Below are 17505 nucleotides of genomic sequence, written 5' to 3'. Positions count from 1 at the left end.
CTCCCGCTCCGGGGGCCGTCCCACCTCTCACGAAGGCTGCAGATGACGATCACGCTCGGGTACAAGGCATCGGCGGAGCAGTTCGGCGCCCGGGAGCTCGTCGAGCTCGCGGTCGGCGCCGAGCGGCACGGCTTCGAGACCGCGGTCGTCTCGGACCACTTCCAGCCGTGGCGGCACACGGGCGGGCACGCGCCGTTCTCCCTCGCCTGGCTCGCCGCGGCCGGTGAGCGCACCTCCACCATCACCCTCGGCACCTCCGTGATGACCCCGCACTACCGCTACAACCCCGCCGTCATCGCCCAGGCGTTCGGCACGCTCGGCGTGCTCTACCCCGAGCGGATCATGCTCGGCGTCGGCACCGGCGAGGCGCTGAACGAGGTCGCCACCGGCTATCAGGGCGCGGGCGAGCAGACCTGGCCCGACTTCAAGGAGCGCTTCGCCCGCATGCGCGAGGCCGTGCGGCTGATGCGCGCGCTGTGGGCGGGCGACCGCGTCACCTTCGACGGTGAGTACTACTCCACGCACGAGGCGTCGATCTACGACAAGCCCGAGAGCGGCGTGCCGGTCTACATCGCGGCGGGCGGCCCCGTCGTCGCCAAGTACGCCGGCCGGGCGGGCGACGGCTTCATCTGCACGTCGGGCAAGGGCATGGAGCTCTACACCGAGAAGCTGCTCCCCGCCGTCGAGGCGGGCGCTGCGGCGGCCGATCGCGACTCCTCGACCATCGACCGCATGATCGAGATCAAGCTCTCCTACGATCCCGATCCGGCGCTCGCGCTCGAGAACACGCGCTTCTGGGCGCCGCTCTCGCTGTCGCCGGAGCAGAAGCACTCGCTGACCGATCCGGTCGACATGGAGCGCGCCGCCGACGAGCTGCCGATCGAGCAGGTCGCGAAGCGCTGGATCGTCGGCTCCGACCCCGAGGAGACGGTCGCGCAGATCAAGCCCTACGTCGACGCGGGCTTCACCCACCTGGTCTTCCACGCCCCGGGCGACGACCAGCAGCGCTTCTTCGACGCCTTCGAGCGCGACCTCGCGCCGCGGCTGCGCGCGCTCTGACCTCCCGCCTCCGCCACGACCCCCTTCGGAAGGGCCGCTCCCGCATGACCACGGCCACCCTGCTCGCCCGGCTCGACCGCGGCGAGGCGCTGACGCGCGAGACCGCCGAGGAGCTCCTCGGCGCGCGCGGCGACGACCTCGACCTGCTGCTGGAGGCCGCCGGCCGCCTGCGCGACGACGGACTCGCCCGCCGCGGACGGCCCGGCGTCGTCACCTACTCGCGGAAGGTCTTCGTCCCGCTGACCAAGCTCTGCCGCGACCGGTGCCACTACTGCGTCTTCGTGGAGACACCGGGCGGGCTCGCGGCCAAGCGCGAGTCGACCTTCATGGAGCCGGAGGAGATCCTCGAGGTCGCCCGCGCCGGTGCCGCGCTCGGCTGCAAGGAGGCCCTGTTCACGCTCGGCGACCGCCCGGAGGACCGGTGGCCGATCGCCCGCGCCTGGCTCGCCGAGCACGGCTACGCCTCGACGCTCGAGTACGTGCGCGCGATGGCCGTCCTGGTGATGAGCGAGACGGGCATGGTCACGCACCTGAACCCCGGCGTGATGTCGTGGGCCGAGCTGCAGCGGCTCCGCCCGGTCGCGCCCTCGATGGGCATGATGCTCGAGACGACCGCCGAGCGCCTCTGGTCCGAGAAGGGCGGTGTGCACTACGGCTCCCCGGACAAGGACCCGGCGTTGCGCCTGCGCGTGCTCGAGGACGCGGGCCGCAGCCGCATCCCCTTCACCACCGGCGTGCTGCTGGGCATCGGCGAGAACGCGGCGGAGCGGGCGGACGCCCTCTTCGCGATCCGCGAGTCCCACGAGCGGTGGGGCCACGTGCAGGAGTGCATCGTCCAGAACTTCCGCGCGAAGCCGCGGACGGCCATGCAGAACGAGGTCGACCTCGAGCTGCAGGAGTACGTGGCCAACGTCGCGGTCGCGCGCCTCGTGCTGGGCGCCGACGCGACGATCCAGGCGCCGCCGAACCTCACCGACGAGCAGGAGCTCGGGCTGCTGCTGCGCGCCGGGGTCGACGACTGGGGCGGTGTCAGCCCGCTCACGTCGGATCACGTGAATCCGGAGCGCCCCTGGCCGAACATCGACGACCTCGCGCGGCTCACCGCGGCGGCCGGCTACCGGCTGCACGAGCGGCTGACCGCCCACCCGCAGTACCTCCGCGACTCGGCCACCTGGATCGATCCGCGCGTCGCTCCCTACGTCGAGGCACTCGCCGACCGCGGGACCTGGCTCGCCGACGAGGCGGCGGCGGTCCTCCCCCGGCCCTACCGCGACTCGCTCGACGCCCTGCCCCGGCCGGTGGCACCTGCCCTCGGCGCCGTGCTCGCCCGGGCGGAGACAGACCCCGCCGGTCTCGAGGACGCCGACTACCTCGCCCTGCTCGCAGCCGACGGCGACGACCTCGACGCCCTCTCCGCTCTGGCGGACGACCTGCGGCACGACGCCGCCGGCGACGAGGTCTCGGTCGTCGTCAACCGCAACATCGACACCTCCCTCTGGGGAGTCGGCGGGCTGACCGTCGAGCGGCTGGAGGAGCTCGCCGACGAGGCGGTCGCGCTCGGCGCCACCGAGCTCTGCCTCCAGGGCGCGATCGGACCGGAGCACCCGGGCGACGATCTGCTGCTGATCGTCCGCACGCTGAAGCAGCGGCAGCCCTCGCTGCACCTGCACGCCTACCGGCCCGGCGAGATCCTCGAGGTCGCACGGCGCACGGGCCGAACCCTGCCCGCGATGCTCGACGCTCTGCGAGAGGCCGGCGTGGACTCCGTCCCGGGGACCGCCGCCCGCATCCTCGACGACGACGTCCGCGCCGTCCTGAGCGAGGGGACGGACCCGACCGTGGCCGAGTGGCGGGAGGCGATCACGGCCGCGCACCGCAGCGGCCTCCGCTCCACCTCGACCATGGTCTACGGACACGTCGAGACCCCCGAGCAGCAGCTCGCGCACTTGCGCACGCTCGCGGCGATCCAGGACGAGACGGGCGGCTTCACCGAGTTCATCGCGATGCCCTTCGTCCCGGCGGAGGCGCCTCCCGCCGTGGTGCGCGCGAGCCGGGGCGGGCCGACCCTCCGCGAGACCCGCGCCGTGCACGCCGTCGCACGGCTCGTCCTCCACGGCCGGATCGCCCACGTGCAGACCGCCTGGACCAAGCTCGGACTGCACGCGGCGCAGGTCCTCCTCCGCGGCGGGGCGGACGACCTCGGCGGTCTGCTGCTCGACGGCGCCCTGCGGCCCGAGGCCGGAGCGGAGGCCTACCGCTCGCTCGACATCGCGACCGTCGCCCGGCTGAGCGGCGAGATCGGCCGCGGCTGGCGCCAGCGCACCACGACGTACGGCGTGGTCGCGCCGGAGAGGGCGCTGCGGGCGGAGCCCGTCGCAGCGGCGGGTCCGCAGCGGATGCGCCTCCCGGTCCGCGGGACCCGCCGGGCGTCATGACCCGCTCCGAGTACCTGCGGCGCCAGGCCGAGCTGGTCCGGGAGGAGCGGATCGAGTCGGACAGCGCCACCGTGCGGCTGCTGACCGCGGGCGCCGAGAGCCCGCGCGCGGTCCTGCTGCTGACCGGGGTCGGCCGGGGCGCGCGGAGCGACACCGGGCTGCTGCTGCCGATGCTGGCGCGGCGCCACCGCGTCGCCGCGCTCGAGCTCGCCGATCTCCGCGACCCCTGGCTCGACGGACCCGCCGCGGTCCGCGCCTCCCTGGACGCGCTCGGCGCCGAGGAGGCCGTCCTGATCGGCCACTCGCTCGGAGCCGCCGTGGCCCTCGCCGCGGGCGATCGGCGGGTGCGCGCCCTCGCCCTCGTGGCCGGATGGCTGCGCCCGACGGAGCGCCTCCTCCGCACGGCGCGCCTCTGGCCGATGCTGCCGCCCGACGCGCAGGAGGAGGCCGCTCGGCTCCTCGCCGTCCGCTCGGCCACCACCTCCTCCCCGTGGGGCGCCGACGCCGCCAGGATGCTCGCCGCCTCCGCCCAGGCCGACGTCGCTGCGGCCGCCTCGGACTGCCGGGTTCCCGCCCTCGTGGTCGGCTGCTCCGCCGATGCCGTCGCCGGCGTCGAGGGCGCCGAGTCCCTGCTCGGCGCGATCGACGACGCCCGCTACGCCGTCCTCGACTCCGGTCACGCGGTGCTCGCCGAGCGGCCCGCCGAGCTCCTCGCCGTCCTCGAGCACTTCCTCGCCGATCCGCACCGCGACCCGGCGGGCAGCGTCCTGGCGAGGACGACGGTCTGATGGACGTCGACGTCGTCGTGATCGGCGCCGGGTTCGCCGGCCTCGGAGCCGCGGTCCGCCTGGAGCGCCGCGGCGGGACCTCGTTCGTCGTGCTGGAGCGCGCCGAGCGGATCGGCGGGACCTGGCGGGACAACGTCTACCCCGGGGTCTCCTGCGACATCCCCTCGCACCTCTACTCCTACTCCTTCGCCCCCGAGGCCGACTGGTCGGCGTTCTACGCCCCCGGGGCCGAGATCCAGTCCTACCTCGAGCGCGTCGTCGAGAAGGAGGGCCTGACGCCGCGGCTCCGACTGGGGACCGAGGTGCTCGAGGCGGTCTTCGACGAGGAGGCGCACCGCTGGCGGGTGCGCACCTCCCGGGGCGACTACTCCGCCGCGGTCCTCCTCGTCTGCGCGGGGCGCCTCTCCGAGCCCCGCCTCCCGGCCGTCCCGGGCCTGGATTCGTTCGCGGGTCCCGCCTTCCACTCCGCCCGCTGGAGGGACGACGTCGACCTCGACGGGAAGCGCGTCGGCATCGTCGGCTCGGGAGCCTCCGCCGTGCAGATCGTGCCGCACCTCGCCGAGCGCGCCGCCGAGGTGGTGCTCTTCCAGCGCTCAGCCCCGTACGTCGTCCCCCGCCGGAACCGCCCGTACCCGCCGGAGGAGCGCCGAACCCTCTCCCGCGCGCCCGGGGCCCTGGCGAGGCTCCGCGAGGAGCTGTTCTGGCGCGCCGAGCTCGGCTTCGCCGGCCGCGTCGCCGTGCCCGAGGCCATCGATCGGCTGCGGGCGGAGGCGCTCGGCCACCTCGAGGCGCAGATCATCGATCCCGCGCTCCGCGCCGTGCTGACTCCGGACTACGAGATCGGCTGCAAGCGCGTGCTCCTCTCGGACGACTACTACCCCGCTCTCGCGCAGCCGCACGTCCGCGTCGTCCCCGGTCCGCTCCGGCGCCTCGAGGAGGGGGCCGCGCTCGGCGACGACGGCGTCCCGCACGGGGTCGACGTGCTCGTCTTCGCGACCGGCTTCCACTCCACGCGGCCGCCCTTCGCCCGGCGCATCCGCGGCCGCGGCGGCGTCCTCCTCGCCGACCGCTGGGCCGACGGCATGGTCGCGTACGAGTCGACCGCGGTCCACGGCTTCCCGAGCCTCTTCGTCGTCAACGGCCCCAACGCGAGCCTCGGCCACAACTCCGCGGTGCACATGATCGAGACGCAGATCGCCTACGTGCTCGCCGCGCTCGACCACCTCGCGGTCTCCGGCGCCGACCGGCTCGAGGTCACCGCCGAGGCCGAGGCCGCCTCCGTCGCACGGCTCGACGCCCTCAGCGCCGACACCGTCTGGACCAACGGGGGCTGCGAGAGCTGGTACCTGGACGACAACCGGCGACTCACCCTGCTCTGGCCCGACTTCGCCTTCGCCTTCCGCGAGGAGCTCGGCCGGTTCGACCCCTCGGCCTACACGACCTGACCGCGGCTCGCTATCGTGACCGCATGACCGACCGCGTGCTCGCTCCCGAACCGCCCGCCGACGGTGCGAAGCCGAAGGGACCGGCCTCGTACTTCCCGAGCATCGAGAAGACCTACGGCCGTCCCGTCCAGGACTGGCTCGACCTCGCCGACGAGCGTCTGCGCTCCGAGCCGCACATGCAGGTCGTCACCTGGCTGAAGACCGAGCACGGCCTGGGCCACGGCCACGCCAACGCGATCGTCGCCTACGTCCGGGCCGCCCGCGCCTGACCGGTCCGCCCGTCGTCCGCACAGGCTAGGCCCGCCGGCCTCCCCGGACCACCCGTCGTCGGCGCCCGCGCCGTCCGGGGATAATCGGGGCATGCGCGAAGACGACGATGTCGATCTGGTGATCGACGCGTGGGCCGGGGCCTTGCCCGACCTCGATTTCGCGCCTCTGGACGTCGTCTCCCGCCTCCGCCGGCTCAGCCCGCGCGTGCAGGAGGTGCGGCGGCAGTCCTTCGCCGTCAGCGATCTCGCCCCGTGGGAGTTCGAGCTCCTCTCGCTGCTGCGGCAGCGCGGGGAGGGCGGGATGACGCCCTCGGCCCTGGCCACGCACCTCGCGCTGTCCAGCGGCAACCTCGCCAGCCGCGTCGACCGCCTCGCGGCTCGCGGGCTCGTGGTCCGCGAGCAGAACGCCGCCGACTCGCGCAGCAAGATCGTCTCGCTCACCCCGCGGGGCATGAAGCGGGTCGACGAGGCTATGCGGAATCTCGTCGCCGCTGAGGGCGAGGTGCTCGCCGACCTGGACGCCGCGCAGGTGTCGGTCCTCATCGAGTGCCTGCGGCGGATCAGCGACACCCTCGACCGACTGCAGTGACCCGCTACGCCCGACGAGCCTGAGAGGTCAAGCCCGTTCGGAGAGACGGGCACCGGACGTAGCGTGAAGCGTGCACGGTCGAGGCGTCAGCCACCCGTGCGGATGATCGCGAAAGCGGAGAGCACCATGACACAGATTTCTTCTATCCAACCCGCGCGATGGAGCCGGAACGGAGTCAGGATCGTCGTCGTTCCCGGGGCGGAGCTGCCCCGGTTCCGACTCGAGATCGACGCCCGACTGACCACCGCGCCCTCCCTCGTCCCCACCGGACCCTTCTCGACCGTCGAGGAGGCCGAGCGGGCCGCCGAGGTCGCCGCCGGCCTGCTGGGGGCGAAGATCCCGGCCTGAGCGCACACCCGTCGAGACGGCCGGATCAGCCCGCGAGCTCCGCGAACGATCCGGTCGGGACCGCGATCCACCCCTCGGCCTCCGCCGCCTCCTGGAGTTCGGGAGGCACGGGCATGGTCGCGCCCAGGGCGTGGGCGCGGGCGTTGAGAGCGGCGACGACGGCGTCGAACGCGTCGTCGGAGCGGCTCATCAGCGCGAGCGCGGGCGCCGGCACATCGAGCCAGGGTGCGGCCCGTCGCAGCGACTCCGCGGCGAGCGCCACGGCCTCCGGTCGCGTCTTGTACCCCGTGGTGTCCACTCCCCAGAGCCGCAGCGCCGCCGCCGGGTACGCCTCGACGAGCCGTCCGCGCCCGGAGCGGTCGACGTCCTCTCCGCTCGCGGCGAAGGCGTCGAGCAGCTCCGCGCAGCGCATCGCGGTCATCCCGAGCCGGTCGGTCGAGACGCTGAGCGGCCACCGACCCGTGACCTCGCGCGCCACCCGGTCCGTCTCGCGGTACGCGAGGCGGCGGCGCCAGTCGCGTCCCGCGAGCGTCCGCGGCGAGACCTCCCGCCGCGTGTGCGCGGAGACGAACGCCGCGAACTCCACCGGCCAGCCGAACGCGCAGTCGATCCCGATGACCGCCGCGTCCCGTGACGCCTCGACGATCATCGCGTCCTCGGCGCCGAGGGCGAGCGAGCGGACGACGGCCCGACCGCCGGAGAACTCGAGGGCGGCGAGAGCGGTGCGCACCGGCTCCGCAGCGAGGTCGACACCGATCGTGAGCACGGGGACAGGGTAGGCGCTCCGGCGCTACGCTCGAGCGATGACGCCGCCCGCTCCCTCCTCCCGGGCGGAGTCGGCCCGCGTGCCGGTCGCGCTCCTCCGCCTCCTCGTGGCCGCCGCCGTTCTGGTGGCCGTGATCGCGACGGCCGTCGACACCGCCTCTCGGACGCCGCTGAACCCGTTCAACTTCTTCGGCTTCTTCACCATCCAGAGCAACATCGTGCTGGCCGTCGTGCTCGGAGCCACCGCCGTGCTCGCGCTCCGCCGCCGCCCCGCGCCCGACGGGCTCGTACTGGTGCGGGGTGCCTTCACCGGGTACATCATCGTCGTCGGCCTCGTCTACAACACCCTCCTCACCGATGTGGCGGGCGGAGTGGCGCTGCCGTGGGCCAACACCGTCATGCACGTGCTGTTCCCCGTCTACGGACTGCTCGACTGGCTGCTGCTCGCGGATCGCCCTCCGCTGCCGTGGCGGAGGCTCTGGCTGGTCGTGGTCTACCCGATCGTCTGGCTCGTCGTGGTGCTGATCCGCGGAGCGACGGACGGCTGGGTGCCCTATCCGTTCCTGGATCCCGCGACCGGGTACGGGCAGGTGTCGGTGTTCGTCGTCGGGATCGCGGTCGCGTTCCTCGCGTCGGGGGCGCTGGTCTGGGCGATGAGCCGGCTGCGGATCGTGCCGGTGGCAGGCGGCTGAGAGGACGCTCGCCTTCCAGACGGTTCCGCCCGCCGGACGACCGGATCCGCTGCCGTCGCGCACATCCGGCCCGTTCTGGGGTCACCCGTTCGGGGTCATCCGGGGCGCCGCTCCCCTAGCGTCAGCACCGACGGCTCCCCCACCGTCCTCCCCCTCGAGAACGGTCCCCCATGAGCCTCTCCTCCTCCCGCCCGCCGACCCCGAGCCGCCGCGTCCGCGCCCTCGCCGTCGGAGCCGCTCTCGCCCTCGCCGCCGCGCTGCTCCCGGCGCAGGCCGCCGCCGCCGCCACTCCCGCCCCCCTCTCGGTGCTGAGCCTCGGCGACTCCATCACCCAGGCCTACGGGACCTGCGGCTCCTTCGCGGACTGCCCCCGCAACAACTGGTCCACCGGCACCAGCTCCTCCGTGAACTCCTTCGCCTCCCGCTTGCGGACCGCGCTCCCCGGCACCACCGTCACGACTGCGAACTTCGCCACCACCGGCGACGTCGTCGCGCAGGTCCCCTCGCGGATCGACGCCGCGGTCGCCGCCGGCGTGCGGCCGGACGTCGTCACCCTGCTCATCGGCGGCAACGACCTCTGCTCGCCCGACAACCGCGTCGCCTCCGACGGCTACACGATGACCCCGGCGAGCACGTTCCGCACCGGAGCCTCCGCCGCGATCACGAAGATCCGCACCACGTGGCCCTCCGCCCGCATCGTCCTCTCGTCGATGCCGAACGTGGCCTCCGAGTGGTCGGTCGTGAAGACCGGAGTCGGCGCGCTCGTCTGGGCGGGCGGCGACCTCTGCCGGACCACGCGCGGCGTCAGCTCCACCGGCCGCAGGCTCAGCAGCACCGCCGCGGCCGCCTCCGCCGCTGCCGCGAAGACGCGGACGACGCAGTACAACACCGCGCTGCAGACGGCGTGCAGCGCCGCCGGTCAGCTCTGCGACTGGGACGGCGGAGCGCTCACCGCGACCCCCGTCACCAAGGGCCTGATCGGGACCACCGACTACTTCCACCCGAGCGTCGCGGGCCAGGCGAAGATCGCCTCGATCCAGTGGGCGGCGTCGAACTTCTCGAAGTAGCGGCCTCCGGAGCGGCCGCTCACGCGTCGAGCGGCCGCTCCCCCTCGCGGCGGCGACGCTGCTCCTCCGCGAGCCGCGCGTAGTGCGCCTCCTCGCGCTCGAGGTCGGCGAGCTGCTCCTCGGTGCTCTTCGGAGCGGGCCGCACCACTACCGTCGGCGGCGCCTGCTTCCGGCGGCGGGGCACTCGGCCGCCCGGCACGAAGGATCCGCCGTCGCCACGCTTCCAGTCGTGCCCGAGCAGGAACCACAGCGAGACGCCGATGAGCGGGAGGAAGAAGATCAGCAGGATCCACACGATCTTGGGCAGGTTCTTGATGACGTTGTCCGGCTGCCGCACGACGTCGACCAGCGCGAGCACGGTCAGGACGATGATCACCAGCGAGAAGACGAACCCCATGCAGTCGAGGGTACGACGCCGCCGCGCGAGCAGAGTGCTACTCGGAGAGTCGCATCACGACTCCGGCGTCGAACACTCCGCGGTCCGCTCCTTTCCTCTCGCGCACCGCTTCGACCTCGCTCCAGGCCACTCCGAGCTCCGACGCGAGCGCATGCAGGACTTCCGCGACGTCCGCCAGCTCTTCGACGGACGGGGCAGCCAGGACCTCGTCGCATTCCTCCTTCAGCTTCGCCAGGAGCCAGGCCCGCCGCTCGCTGGCATCGACGGATCTGAAGCGCGCGTCGACACCGAGACCCCGGAGCAGTGCCGGTACACCGTCTCGGACGAGCTTCTCCCTCGTCATGTCAGCAGCCGGACGAGCTCTGATGCTGACGCGACGGACCCGCCCGCGTCGACGTCGGGGGCCCGGAGAGCGTCGACTGCACCACGGACATCGCTCCACGGAGGACGGTCTCCGGTCACATCGACGGCCGGGCCCCATCGAGTACCCTCCGCTGAAAGTGGACCGAGCACCTTCCCCCACCCCGACAACTCCACCCGATACCCGTTCGAACGCCTCTCCGGATTGTGACCTGGAAGAATGACGGCTGGCACCCCTGATGCCACGCACGTCGTCGCGATTCCATGTCCTCCGTGATGCACGACGGCAGCCAGCTCCGGAAACACTTCTTCGAGATCCCAGAGAGCCGCGACGTGGATGGCGTCCGGGACATGTCGATACGAATCCGCTGACGCCTGGTCTCCGGTCGCCACATAGATTTCTCCTTCCCAGTTCTCGAAAGCGTGCAGGAACTCCGAGTCGATTCCTCCTACCGTCCGATAGAACAGCAACCCGGATCCATGCAGACCCGCTTTGACCGGTCCGAGAACGCCAGTGAAAACCACTTCTCTCATACCGACGCGGCTCTCCATTACGTCAAGACTCGGCGCACTCGGTATTGCGATCAGCCCGCGTTCGAACAGTTCTCGAACATCTCGATCGACCAGGGGAAGCCCTCGCCGCCCAAGAGCCTCGTTGACCGCCATGAGCGGTCCGGTCCAGATCTCGGACACTCCCTCGCCCTGATAGCGGTAGCCGACGAGCTGATTGTCTTGGCATAGCGTGACGATCGGGATGGAGAGCGAAGCGCAAGCTACGATCATCGACAATCGGTTATCGTTGATCACCCGGTCCGGCCTGAACCGCTGGAGCACAGCGACGTCAGCAACGACTGCTTTATCGAACACGCCAGGATCTCCCCATTCTGCCCATGGGTCGATGTCTGCGACACCTTCGCGGTAATAGGCTGTCGTGAAGATTCCCGCCTTCGAGACCAATCGATCGTGCACCGCATTCTGCCGACCGAGTAGAACACAGTCCCAACCCGCGGAGTGAAAAGCCCGACCTATGGCTACCAGGCGCGTGACGTGGCCGTTCCCCCTTCCCCACGAGACATGCAGTACAACGGGGCGCTTCATGTCGCCCTCGCAAACCGAAAATTCTCAACGAGCGCGACGACAGTCGAATGCGATGCAGCGGCGACCAGGCCCACCTCTTCTCCCGCGAGAGCGAGTTCCCAGTCGGCGAGATCTGGAGTTGCGTTCGCTCGCGCGATCACCGTACGCAGGTGATGCGGAGGAAGAGAGCGCGTCAATGGCGCGACGACCTTTTCGTGCGCATTGCCGATGACAACGTAGCCATCGACATCGCTACCAAGGGCTAGGACGTCTCGCCATGATGAGATCTCGATCTCTTGCGCTATTCCTGCATAGCCCCGCAGGTCTAGGGCGCCGGGGATCATGTGGACGTGCATGTGATGACAGAGGCGCTCTCCAGGACGCCTTCGAAGACAGTGACCGGTACGCCCGTGCTCGAACAGAACGTAGTCCCCGAACTCTGCACAGATGCGCTTACCGAGGTCGGCCTCCAATGCGTCGAGCCGCTCTGCCGCCTGCGCATCCATGTCTGCGGCCGATGGATAGTGCTCGGTTGTGTAGATGAGGAGGTGACCCTGCCGAAGGGGAGCTGGATCAGAACAGACCGCGAGTCCGTCTTCCTCCCACACTCGACGCGGATTCGACCTGCAGAAGACGCATTCGGGGTCCCAGGTGACCGACATTCTTCATCATTTCCTTTCGCTCGAACTCGATGAGATGGACTGGACTGCGGCAAGTGCTAGATCGACCTCATTTGTCGTAGTTCTCGGCCCGAAACTCACCCGGACAGTCCCGCCATCGCCTGTGCCGAGAGTCTCGTGGGCCAGAGGAGAGCAATGCAGTCCGGCGCGAACGAGAATGTCGAAGCGTTCTTCGAGGAGCGAAGCAGCAACACTCGGGGTCACACGGTTCATCCGGAACGACACCACTCCGACAGGTTCTTCGGCGCTGGGCGATTCGATGAGGGTGACCGCGCCACCACCACTGAGACCAGTAACGAATCGTTCTCGCAAATCGGTTGCTCGACGCCGCCTTCTGGCGATCTCGGCCCCGTCCAACAGCCTCAGAGCCGCGCCTAACCCGGCGATTCCGATCCCATTCTGTGTTCCCGCCTCTTGCGACCAGGGCAGCCAGCAGGGATGATCCCGACTTTCAGAACGTCCACCCGATCCGCCGGTGACGAAAGGCGACAACCGGACACCTTCTCCGACAACAGCGCCACCAACACCCAAAGGTCCCCCCAAACCCTTGTGCCCAGCGAACACCAGCACGTCCGCAAGACCCGCGTCGACATCAAGGTACCCAAGCGCCTGCGCCCCATCCACGGCGATGAAAACACCGGCCTCTCTGCAGATTTCAGAGATTTCACGGATCGGAAGCACTGAACCGGAGACGTTGGAGGCCCAGGTGACAATGACCCCGGCGACTCCGCCGGCAAGCAGTTGCTCCTGCAGTCGATCGAGATCGAACGGTCCGCTGGTCGAGGGCGGAATGATCTCATGCCTGACCGAACCCTCCTGCGCCGCTGCATGAAGTGGCCGAACCACTGAATTGTGTTCGAAAGCGGACGTCAGGACGCGGCCCCCGATCGAGCCCAGGTGGTGCACAACCGCATTGAGAGACATCGTTGCATTCAGCGAGAAGGTCACCCGCTCCGGATCGATGCATTTGACCAGATCTGCTAGCGACTCACGAGCTGCCCAGACTTGGCCCTCAGCCCAAGCGGATAGCCGGTGCCCCGACCTGCCTGGGCTTGTTCCACGTTCAGCATAGGATTTCATGGCGTCCACTACATGATGCTCCTTGGGAAAAGACGTGGCCGCAGAATCGAGATAAATCACTCCGCACCTCTTCGTGTGGGTCTTCGTCGGTTCGATGTGATGATGAACATATATCCCACAGCCATCCACGCCGACGACTGGCACGAAATGACACTCGCCGCGCCTGGCTCTGTGAGAGCTGGACAGCGGGCGAGCCTTGGCGCCACGTCTGCGCGTGCGCACGGTGTTCACGACCCGAGGGGTGCCACGCGCGCCACACTCTGGTCGCCGAAGGGCACAGCCTGCTACGGTCTCGCACATCGAATTGCGAAGTCACAAGCGAACTGACGTGAAGCGATCACTCCTTTACCGCGACATCGCGGAGTGCAGTCCGCAACGTACAATGAGGGCCGGCTCTGCGATGCCTCCAGGTACGCGAGAAAGGATGAAGGCATGTCAGGACCGTTGATCTTCCCGCAGAAAGCAGACGATGTTTCTCCGGAGGTTTCAGTCGTCGTTCCGACCTATGACCGCCCTGACGAGTTGAGAAGAACTCTGACGACATTAGCGCAACAAGAGGCGTCGTTCACCTATGAGGTCATCGTCGCAGACGACGGCTCTTCGAGCGATACCGTTGCGGTCGTCAAGGCCTTCGAACACGCGATTGACATCTCATACACTCGCCAACGAGACGACGGGTTCCGCCTGAGCGCGGTAAGGAATCTCGGCGCGCGAGCATCTCGGGGCAGAACACTGATCTTCCTCGATTGCGGCACTCTCGCGGGCGAGAACCTGATTCAGTCCCATGCGGCGAACGTGGAAGTCGGTAAACGCAGTACAGCAGGGCCGACCTACGGCTGGGACTTCTCTGGCGAAGATGCCCATGCATTCCGTTCTCTTGTCAGCGGCCCGGACTGGCGCACAAGACGCATGGAGATGGCTACGCGGCCCGGCTACGCTGATTACAGATCGGACAAGTGGTTGGATGTCGATGTCCGGCGGGTTCCGCTGGCGGTCCCCTGGCGTTTCTACTGGGGACGGAACATTGCAGTGGCGCGATCGGATTTCTTCTCCGCGGGCGGTTTCGACGAGCGCTTCTCAACTTATGGAGTCGAAGATGTGGAGTTCGGCTACAGGCTATGCCGGATGGGCCTTTCTCTTCACTGGATAGAGGACGCGTGGGGCGTAGAACTGCCGAGCATCTCCGAAAATACAGCCGAACAAGCAAGAAGCAATCGAGCTAACCTGGAACAGTGGGCCGATCGATGTGTCGATATGGAAATCGAGTTCTTCATCTGCAACAGGCCCCTGGCGCAATTGGAGCAGCCCGAGTGGGAGCGCGTCGCGAGGTGGGCTCGAGATTCAACGAACAGCCGAGCTGACCTGCAGATCCTTCGTCAGCATCCGAACGACACATCGATGCTTTTTGTCGGACTGATGTCTGAAGTAGCTCATTCACGGTCCGTCGTCGCGCTCGGGCCGGGTTTTCCCATTGCGTCCGAACATCCGAGCGGCTGGTCGACTGCACGGCGACCGGTCAATCTCAACGCGATCGGGATCCGATGCGGTTTCGCCGAACGCGAATTCGACATGGTGTACCTGAGCGATGCGATGGCGCCCCTGGCTGCAGTGTGGGGTGAGCATCTTCTGGCCACGGCCCGGAGGTGCGGGAAGGACCTGTTGCTGGGGCGCGGTCTCGCCGCGGCATTTCAATCAGCGGGGATAGGGTCGGACGGCTTTTAGGTGAGAGATATTCAGTGGCGCGCATCAGTTTCGGATCGCAACGACCCGGGCGACATCGAGGATCCACCTTCGTCCGCCCGCGCCAACTAGACCGGTCAGCGACTAAGGAGGAACCACTGTCTGGCGCTCGCGTCCCACAATCCGTCGCCCTGACCCTGCTGAGCAACGCGACCATCGGAGGCCTCACGAGCGTAGCCGTTCCCGTCTCCCTCGACTCGGCCGGTCACTCAAAGGGCGAGATCGCCGTGTTCTTTCTCGTCAACGCGGCCGCCGCCATCGTCTACAACACCCTGCTCGTCCCTACAGTTCGCCATCACGGGTACCCGCGCAGCGCATTGGTCCTGACCTGCGCAGCCGTCCCGGTCGCCCTCCTTGCACTCCGCGCGACCGCAGGTACATTCGTGCTCGTCATGCTGAGCGGCGTTCTCCTGCTCCTCGTCAGCACGATCGTCCCGCAGATCTTCGGCCGCGTCGCCGCGCAGCTGAGTGACGACGAACAGGTCGCCGCGGTCACGCGTCTTCGGCTGATGACGGTCGGCGGATACATCCTCGGCCTCGTCATCTACTCGGCCGTGTCCGCGCTCGGGCTCGATCCTCTCTTGATCGCCTCCGTGTTCGGCGGCATCACGATGATCGGTGCGACCTGCAGACCATTCGCTGGACGCGCGTTCCCGCGCGAGCACGATGGCGGAGAAGTCGGAACGCCTCGAGCGAGAAGCGGAGCGTTCTTCACTGCGCTTGTCCTCGTGGCGCTTCTCAAGTCGGCCGACACCCTTCGGGGGATCTATCTGCCGCTGTTCGCTGTCTCGTCCGGGCTCCGCCCTGCCGAGGTGCCTCCTTTGTTCCTGATATCGGCTCTACTGGAGTTGGCCGCGCTGCCTCTGCTCGGTCGGCTCAGCGCGGCCCGCGGCAGCGCCGTCACCCTCGTCGTGATCGCCCTCTTCGGGGTCGGATCGTTCTCGCTCCTGCTCCTCGCGACCACCTATCCGGTGCTGCTGCTGGCCCAGGTGCTCTATGCCGTTGTGGGCGTCGGCTTTCAGAGCACCGGCCTGGTCCTGCTCGGTCGAACGAGCAGGGGCGGAGTCGGCGCGGGCGCCAGCGCATACACGGCCGTGACGCAGGTCGGGACCGTCCTCGGAGCAGTGCTGCCGCTGATGGTCGAGGGCTACTCGTCCGGGATCTTCGTCATCGCGACCGTCCTGGTGGCGCTGGCCGGGATGCTGGCCGTCGCGCTGCGGGCGGTCGGCGGACGCTGGTGACGGCATCCGATCGCGCCAGCGCACCGGCGACTCTTGCGCACCGGATGCTGACTTTCTCGCGAAGCGCTGAATCAGACCGATGCACGCGTCTCAGCCGTAGTTGCGCACCCCCGCCCGGCCCTTCCGCGCTCATGACACCATCGGATGATGACCGAGACGCCGCCCGCCCCCGCCTCGACACCGGTGAAGAAGCGCCTCACGGCCGCCCGTCTCGCCCTGATCGCCGGCCTCGTCCTCGCCGTCGCCGGCCTGGCCGCGCTCGCACTCGTGCCTCTGCAGTACGCGAACATCGACCGTCAGGGCTTCGACTACGTCTGCAGCGTCAGCCTCGGCGGTGTCCCGCCCGAAGCGGGAGAGCTCGTCCGCGGCTTCTGGTCGTGGTGGCCGCTCGGCGCAGCCTGTGAATGGAAGCTCCTCAACGGCACGACGGTCGTCGACCTCCCCGACTGGTCGACGACCGCCGTCGCGATCGTGGGCGCTGTCCTGCTCGTCGTCGGAGCGGCGCTCGCGATCGCGTCGCCGTTCCTCCGCCGCCGGAGCGCTCCGGCCGGGACCGCCTAGCGGTCGAAGAGGTTCCCGAGGTCGCCGAGACCCGGCAGCTGGAAGTCCGAGCCGAACTCGGACACCTGCTCCCCCAGCCCGGACACGTGCTCGCCCGCGCCGGAGACGAACTCGCCCGCGCCGCCCGTGATGTCGCCGAAGTCACCCAGGTCCCCGAATCCGCCGGCCAGGTTCTCGAAGTCCACGCCGAGGCCGGACGCCTGCGCGAGCAGCGGACCGGCGACGCTGCTGATCACGGCACCGCCCGCGACCGCCGCGAGCAGTCCGCCCGCCGCGCCGAGCCCGATGCCCGCCGCCGCTCCGACGCCGGCACCCGCGAGGGCACCGCGGGTCCCCGGCTTCGAGAACATCTTCTTGAGGAACCCCGGATCGTTCGCCTCGCCGCGCGTCGCCGCGCGCGCCAGGTCCTCGGGGGCGGAGGACCGCGGCTGCTCGTTCGCGGGCAGCTCGTCGCGGAGGCGCGCCTCGACCTGGGTGCGCTGCGCCGTCGTCAGCTTCGCGAACGCGTCGCGGTGCACCTGCTCGAGCTGCTCCGGGTCGGCGGTCCGCAGGAGGTAGTCGTAGCGCGCGATCGCCGCGCGGTCCTCCTGCGTGACCACAGGCTGCTGCCCGGGCCGGGCGTCCTGGGGTCGCGCGGAGGGGCGCTGCGGCGAGCCGTACTGCTGGGGCGGCTGAGCCTGCCCGCTCCGCGAGTCGCCCGTCACCTTGTCGGCGGCGGTGCGCACCAGGTCGCGCCAATCGGTCGTCCCGCTCGAGGACGACCCCGAGCCGCTCTTCGAATCGAGCGCCTTCGACGCCATGCCGAGAACGCGCTTGAACATGCTCACAGAGAACCTTCCGTCGAGTACCAGCCTCGATCATGTCGGCGCCGCCTGAGCGAAGGCCCGCGAGACGCCCTCAGAAGGCCGTGAG

Annotated in this window: 19 protein-coding genes; 12 read left to right on the top strand and 7 right to left on the bottom strand. The window is 69.6% G+C overall.

The features are described from left to right. Window positions 1–42 precede the first annotated feature (42 nt). From fgd to C5C71_RS05125, 7 genes are all read left to right on the top strand, one after another. Complete coding sequence (gene fgd / locus C5C71_RS05155; protein ID WP_181065647.1) at window positions 43–1059, top strand: glucose-6-phosphate dehydrogenase (coenzyme-F420); 1017 nt, start codon at window positions 43–45, stop codon at window positions 1057–1059. 44 nt (window positions 1060–1103) lie between these two features. Next, entirely contained in the window at window positions 1104–3494 is a 2391-nt protein-coding gene (gene cofG / locus C5C71_RS05150; protein ID WP_104337254.1) for a 7,8-didemethyl-8-hydroxy-5-deazariboflavin synthase CofG, read from the top strand. Then, the gene (locus C5C71_RS05145; protein WP_104337253.1) at window positions 3491–4282 is read left to right on the top strand and encodes an alpha/beta fold hydrolase; all 792 of its coding nucleotides are present in this window, start codon (window positions 3491–3493) and stop codon (window positions 4280–4282) included. The genes cofG and C5C71_RS05145 overlap by 4 nt, the downstream gene beginning before the upstream one ends. Continuing rightward, window positions 4282–5727 (top strand): NAD(P)/FAD-dependent oxidoreductase, encoded by a 1446-nt coding sequence (locus C5C71_RS05140; RefSeq protein ID WP_104266869.1) that lies wholly within the window; start codon window positions 4282–4284, stop codon window positions 5725–5727. Before C5C71_RS05145 ends, C5C71_RS05140 begins: the two co-directional genes overlap by 1 nt. A gap of 23 nt (window positions 5728–5750) precedes the next feature. Then, the gene (locus tag C5C71_RS05135) at window positions 5751–5996 is read left to right on the top strand and encodes a DUF4287 domain-containing protein (protein WP_104225060.1); all 246 of its coding nucleotides are present in this window, start codon (window positions 5751–5753) and stop codon (window positions 5994–5996) included. A 91-nt stretch (window positions 5997–6087) separates the two neighbouring features. After that, a complete protein-coding gene (locus C5C71_RS05130; RefSeq protein WP_104266870.1) occupies window positions 6088–6585 on the top strand; it encodes a MarR family winged helix-turn-helix transcriptional regulator in 498 nt (165 codons plus the stop codon). A 126-nt stretch (window positions 6586–6711) separates the two neighbouring features. After that, window positions 6712–6933 (top strand): hypothetical protein, encoded by a 222-nt coding sequence (locus C5C71_RS05125; RefSeq protein ID WP_146076606.1) that lies wholly within the window; start codon window positions 6712–6714, stop codon window positions 6931–6933. A gap of 25 nt (window positions 6934–6958) precedes the next feature. On the opposite strand, the gene C5C71_RS05120 is transcribed toward C5C71_RS05125, so the two are convergent. After that, window positions 6959–7699 carry a DUF429 domain-containing protein gene (locus C5C71_RS05120; RefSeq protein ID WP_104337252.1) on the bottom strand — a complete coding sequence of 247 codons (741 nt, stop codon included), beginning with the start codon at window positions 7697–7699 and terminating at the stop codon, window positions 6959–6961. 37 nt (window positions 7700–7736) lie between these two features. Here C5C71_RS05120 and C5C71_RS05115 point away from each other — a divergent pair, with 37 nt between their 5' ends. Together C5C71_RS05115 and C5C71_RS05110 are read left to right on the top strand one after the other, a co-directional pair. Continuing rightward, window positions 7737–8390 (top strand): Pr6Pr family membrane protein, encoded by a 654-nt coding sequence (locus C5C71_RS05115; protein WP_104266872.1) that lies wholly within the window; start codon window positions 7737–7739, stop codon window positions 8388–8390. A 170-nt stretch (window positions 8391–8560) separates the two neighbouring features. After that, complete coding sequence (locus C5C71_RS05110) at window positions 8561–9457, top strand: GDSL-type esterase/lipase family protein (RefSeq protein WP_104266873.1); 897 nt, start codon at window positions 8561–8563, stop codon at window positions 9455–9457. A 19-nt stretch (window positions 9458–9476) separates the two neighbouring features. Here C5C71_RS05110 and C5C71_RS05105 read toward each other — a convergent pair whose 3' ends face one another. The 5 genes from C5C71_RS05105 to C5C71_RS05085 all read right to left on the bottom strand — a co-directional run bounded on the left by C5C71_RS05105 (window position 9477) and on the right by C5C71_RS05085 (window position 13111). Next, entirely contained in the window at window positions 9477–9854 is a 378-nt protein-coding gene (locus C5C71_RS05105) for a PLD nuclease N-terminal domain-containing protein (protein ID WP_104255426.1), read from the bottom strand. Window positions 9855–9891: 37 nt separating this feature from the next. Beyond that, complete coding sequence (locus tag C5C71_RS17505; RefSeq protein ID WP_104266874.1) at window positions 9892–10197, bottom strand: nucleoside triphosphate pyrophosphohydrolase; 306 nt, start codon at window positions 10195–10197, stop codon at window positions 9892–9894. Next, the gene (locus tag C5C71_RS17245; protein ID WP_146076538.1) at window positions 10194–11183 is read right to left on the bottom strand and encodes a glycosyltransferase; all 990 of its coding nucleotides are present in this window, start codon (window positions 11181–11183) and stop codon (window positions 10194–10196) included. The genes C5C71_RS17505 and C5C71_RS17245 overlap by 4 nt, the downstream gene beginning before the upstream one ends. A gap of 125 nt (window positions 11184–11308) precedes the next feature. Then, on the bottom strand, window positions 11309–11953 hold the full coding sequence (locus tag C5C71_RS17240; protein WP_146084424.1) for a hypothetical protein: 645 nt from the start codon (window positions 11951–11953) through the stop codon (window positions 11309–11311). Between the two features lie 6 nt (window positions 11954–11959). Next, window positions 11960–13111 (bottom strand): aminotransferase class V-fold PLP-dependent enzyme, encoded by a 1152-nt coding sequence (locus C5C71_RS05085; protein ID WP_181065646.1) that lies wholly within the window; start codon window positions 13109–13111, stop codon window positions 11960–11962. 372 nt (window positions 13112–13483) lie between these two features. On the opposite strand from C5C71_RS05085, the gene C5C71_RS05080 reads away from it, so the two are divergent. The 3 genes from C5C71_RS05080 (at window position 13484) to C5C71_RS05070 (ending at window position 16593) form a co-directional block, all read left to right on the top strand. Continuing rightward, window positions 13484–14773, top strand: a complete 1290-nt coding sequence (locus C5C71_RS05080) for a glycosyltransferase (protein WP_104266878.1) — start codon at window positions 13484–13486, stop codon at window positions 14771–14773. A 14-nt stretch (window positions 14774–14787) separates the two neighbouring features. After that, window positions 14788–16032: a hypothetical protein gene (locus C5C71_RS05075; protein ID WP_146078967.1), complete on the top strand. Its 1245-nt coding sequence runs from the start codon at window positions 14788–14790 to the stop codon at window positions 16030–16032. Between the two features lie 147 nt (window positions 16033–16179). After that, window positions 16180–16593: a hypothetical protein gene (locus C5C71_RS05070; RefSeq protein ID WP_104339898.1), complete on the top strand. Its 414-nt coding sequence runs from the start codon at window positions 16180–16182 to the stop codon at window positions 16591–16593. On the opposite strand, the gene C5C71_RS05065 is transcribed toward C5C71_RS05070, so the two are convergent. Next, window positions 16590–17414, bottom strand: a complete 825-nt coding sequence (locus tag C5C71_RS05065; protein ID WP_258068653.1) for a hypothetical protein — start codon at window positions 17412–17414, stop codon at window positions 16590–16592. The two genes, C5C71_RS05070 and C5C71_RS05065, sit on opposite strands and share 4 nt — an antisense overlap. Between the last annotated feature and the right edge of the window lie 91 nt (window positions 17415–17505).

Source organism: Rathayibacter sp. AY1C1 (assembly GCF_002932105.1).
Classification (GTDB): Bacteria; Actinomycetota; Actinomycetes; order Actinomycetales; family Microbacteriaceae; genus Rathayibacter.
The sequence above is the reverse complement of the archived record's forward strand: the minus strand, read 5'-3'. Positions and strand labels throughout refer to the sequence as shown.

What these genes read in the sequence shown, in the direction of transcription:
- fgd (WP_181065647.1), top strand. Translation starts at nt 43, where the DNA reads ATGACGATCACGCTCGGGTACAAGGCATCGGCGGAGCAGTTCGGCGCC.
- cofG (WP_104337254.1), top strand. Translation starts at nt 1,104, where the DNA reads ATGACCACGGCCACCCTGCTCGCCCGGCTCGACCGCGGCGAGGCGCTG.
- C5C71_RS05145 (WP_104337253.1), top strand. Translation starts at nt 3,491, where the DNA reads ATGACCCGCTCCGAGTACCTGCGGCGCCAGGCCGAGCTGGTCCGGGAG.
- C5C71_RS05140 (WP_104266869.1), top strand. Translation starts at nt 4,282, where the DNA reads ATGGACGTCGACGTCGTCGTGATCGGCGCCGGGTTCGCCGGCCTCGGA.
- C5C71_RS05135 (WP_104225060.1), top strand. Translation starts at nt 5,751, where the DNA reads ATGACCGACCGCGTGCTCGCTCCCGAACCGCCCGCCGACGGTGCGAAG.
- C5C71_RS05130 (WP_104266870.1), top strand. Translation starts at nt 6,088, where the DNA reads ATGCGCGAAGACGACGATGTCGATCTGGTGATCGACGCGTGGGCCGGG.
- C5C71_RS05125 (WP_146076606.1), top strand. Translation starts at nt 6,712, where the DNA reads ATGACACAGATTTCTTCTATCCAACCCGCGCGATGGAGCCGGAACGGA.
- C5C71_RS05115 (WP_104266872.1), top strand. Translation starts at nt 7,737, where the DNA reads ATGACGCCGCCCGCTCCCTCCTCCCGGGCGGAGTCGGCCCGCGTGCCG.
- C5C71_RS05110 (WP_104266873.1), top strand. Translation starts at nt 8,561, where the DNA reads ATGAGCCTCTCCTCCTCCCGCCCGCCGACCCCGAGCCGCCGCGTCCGC.
- C5C71_RS05105 (WP_104255426.1), bottom strand. Translation starts at nt 9,854, where the DNA reads ATGGGGTTCGTCTTCTCGCTGGTGATCATCGTCCTGACCGTGCTCGCG.
- C5C71_RS17505 (WP_104266874.1), bottom strand. Translation starts at nt 10,197, where the DNA reads ATGACGAGGGAGAAGCTCGTCCGAGACGGTGTACCGGCACTGCTCCGG.
- C5C71_RS17240 (WP_146084424.1), bottom strand. Translation starts at nt 11,953, where the DNA reads ATGTCGGTCACCTGGGACCCCGAATGCGTCTTCTGCAGGTCGAATCCG.
- C5C71_RS05080 (WP_104266878.1), top strand. Translation starts at nt 13,484, where the DNA reads ATGTCAGGACCGTTGATCTTCCCGCAGAAAGCAGACGATGTTTCTCCG.
- C5C71_RS05070 (WP_104339898.1), top strand. Translation starts at nt 16,180, where the DNA reads ATGACCGAGACGCCGCCCGCCCCCGCCTCGACACCGGTGAAGAAGCGC.
- C5C71_RS05065 (WP_258068653.1), bottom strand. Translation starts at nt 17,414, where the DNA reads ATGTTCAAGCGCGTTCTCGGCATGGCGTCGAAGGCGCTCGATTCGAAG.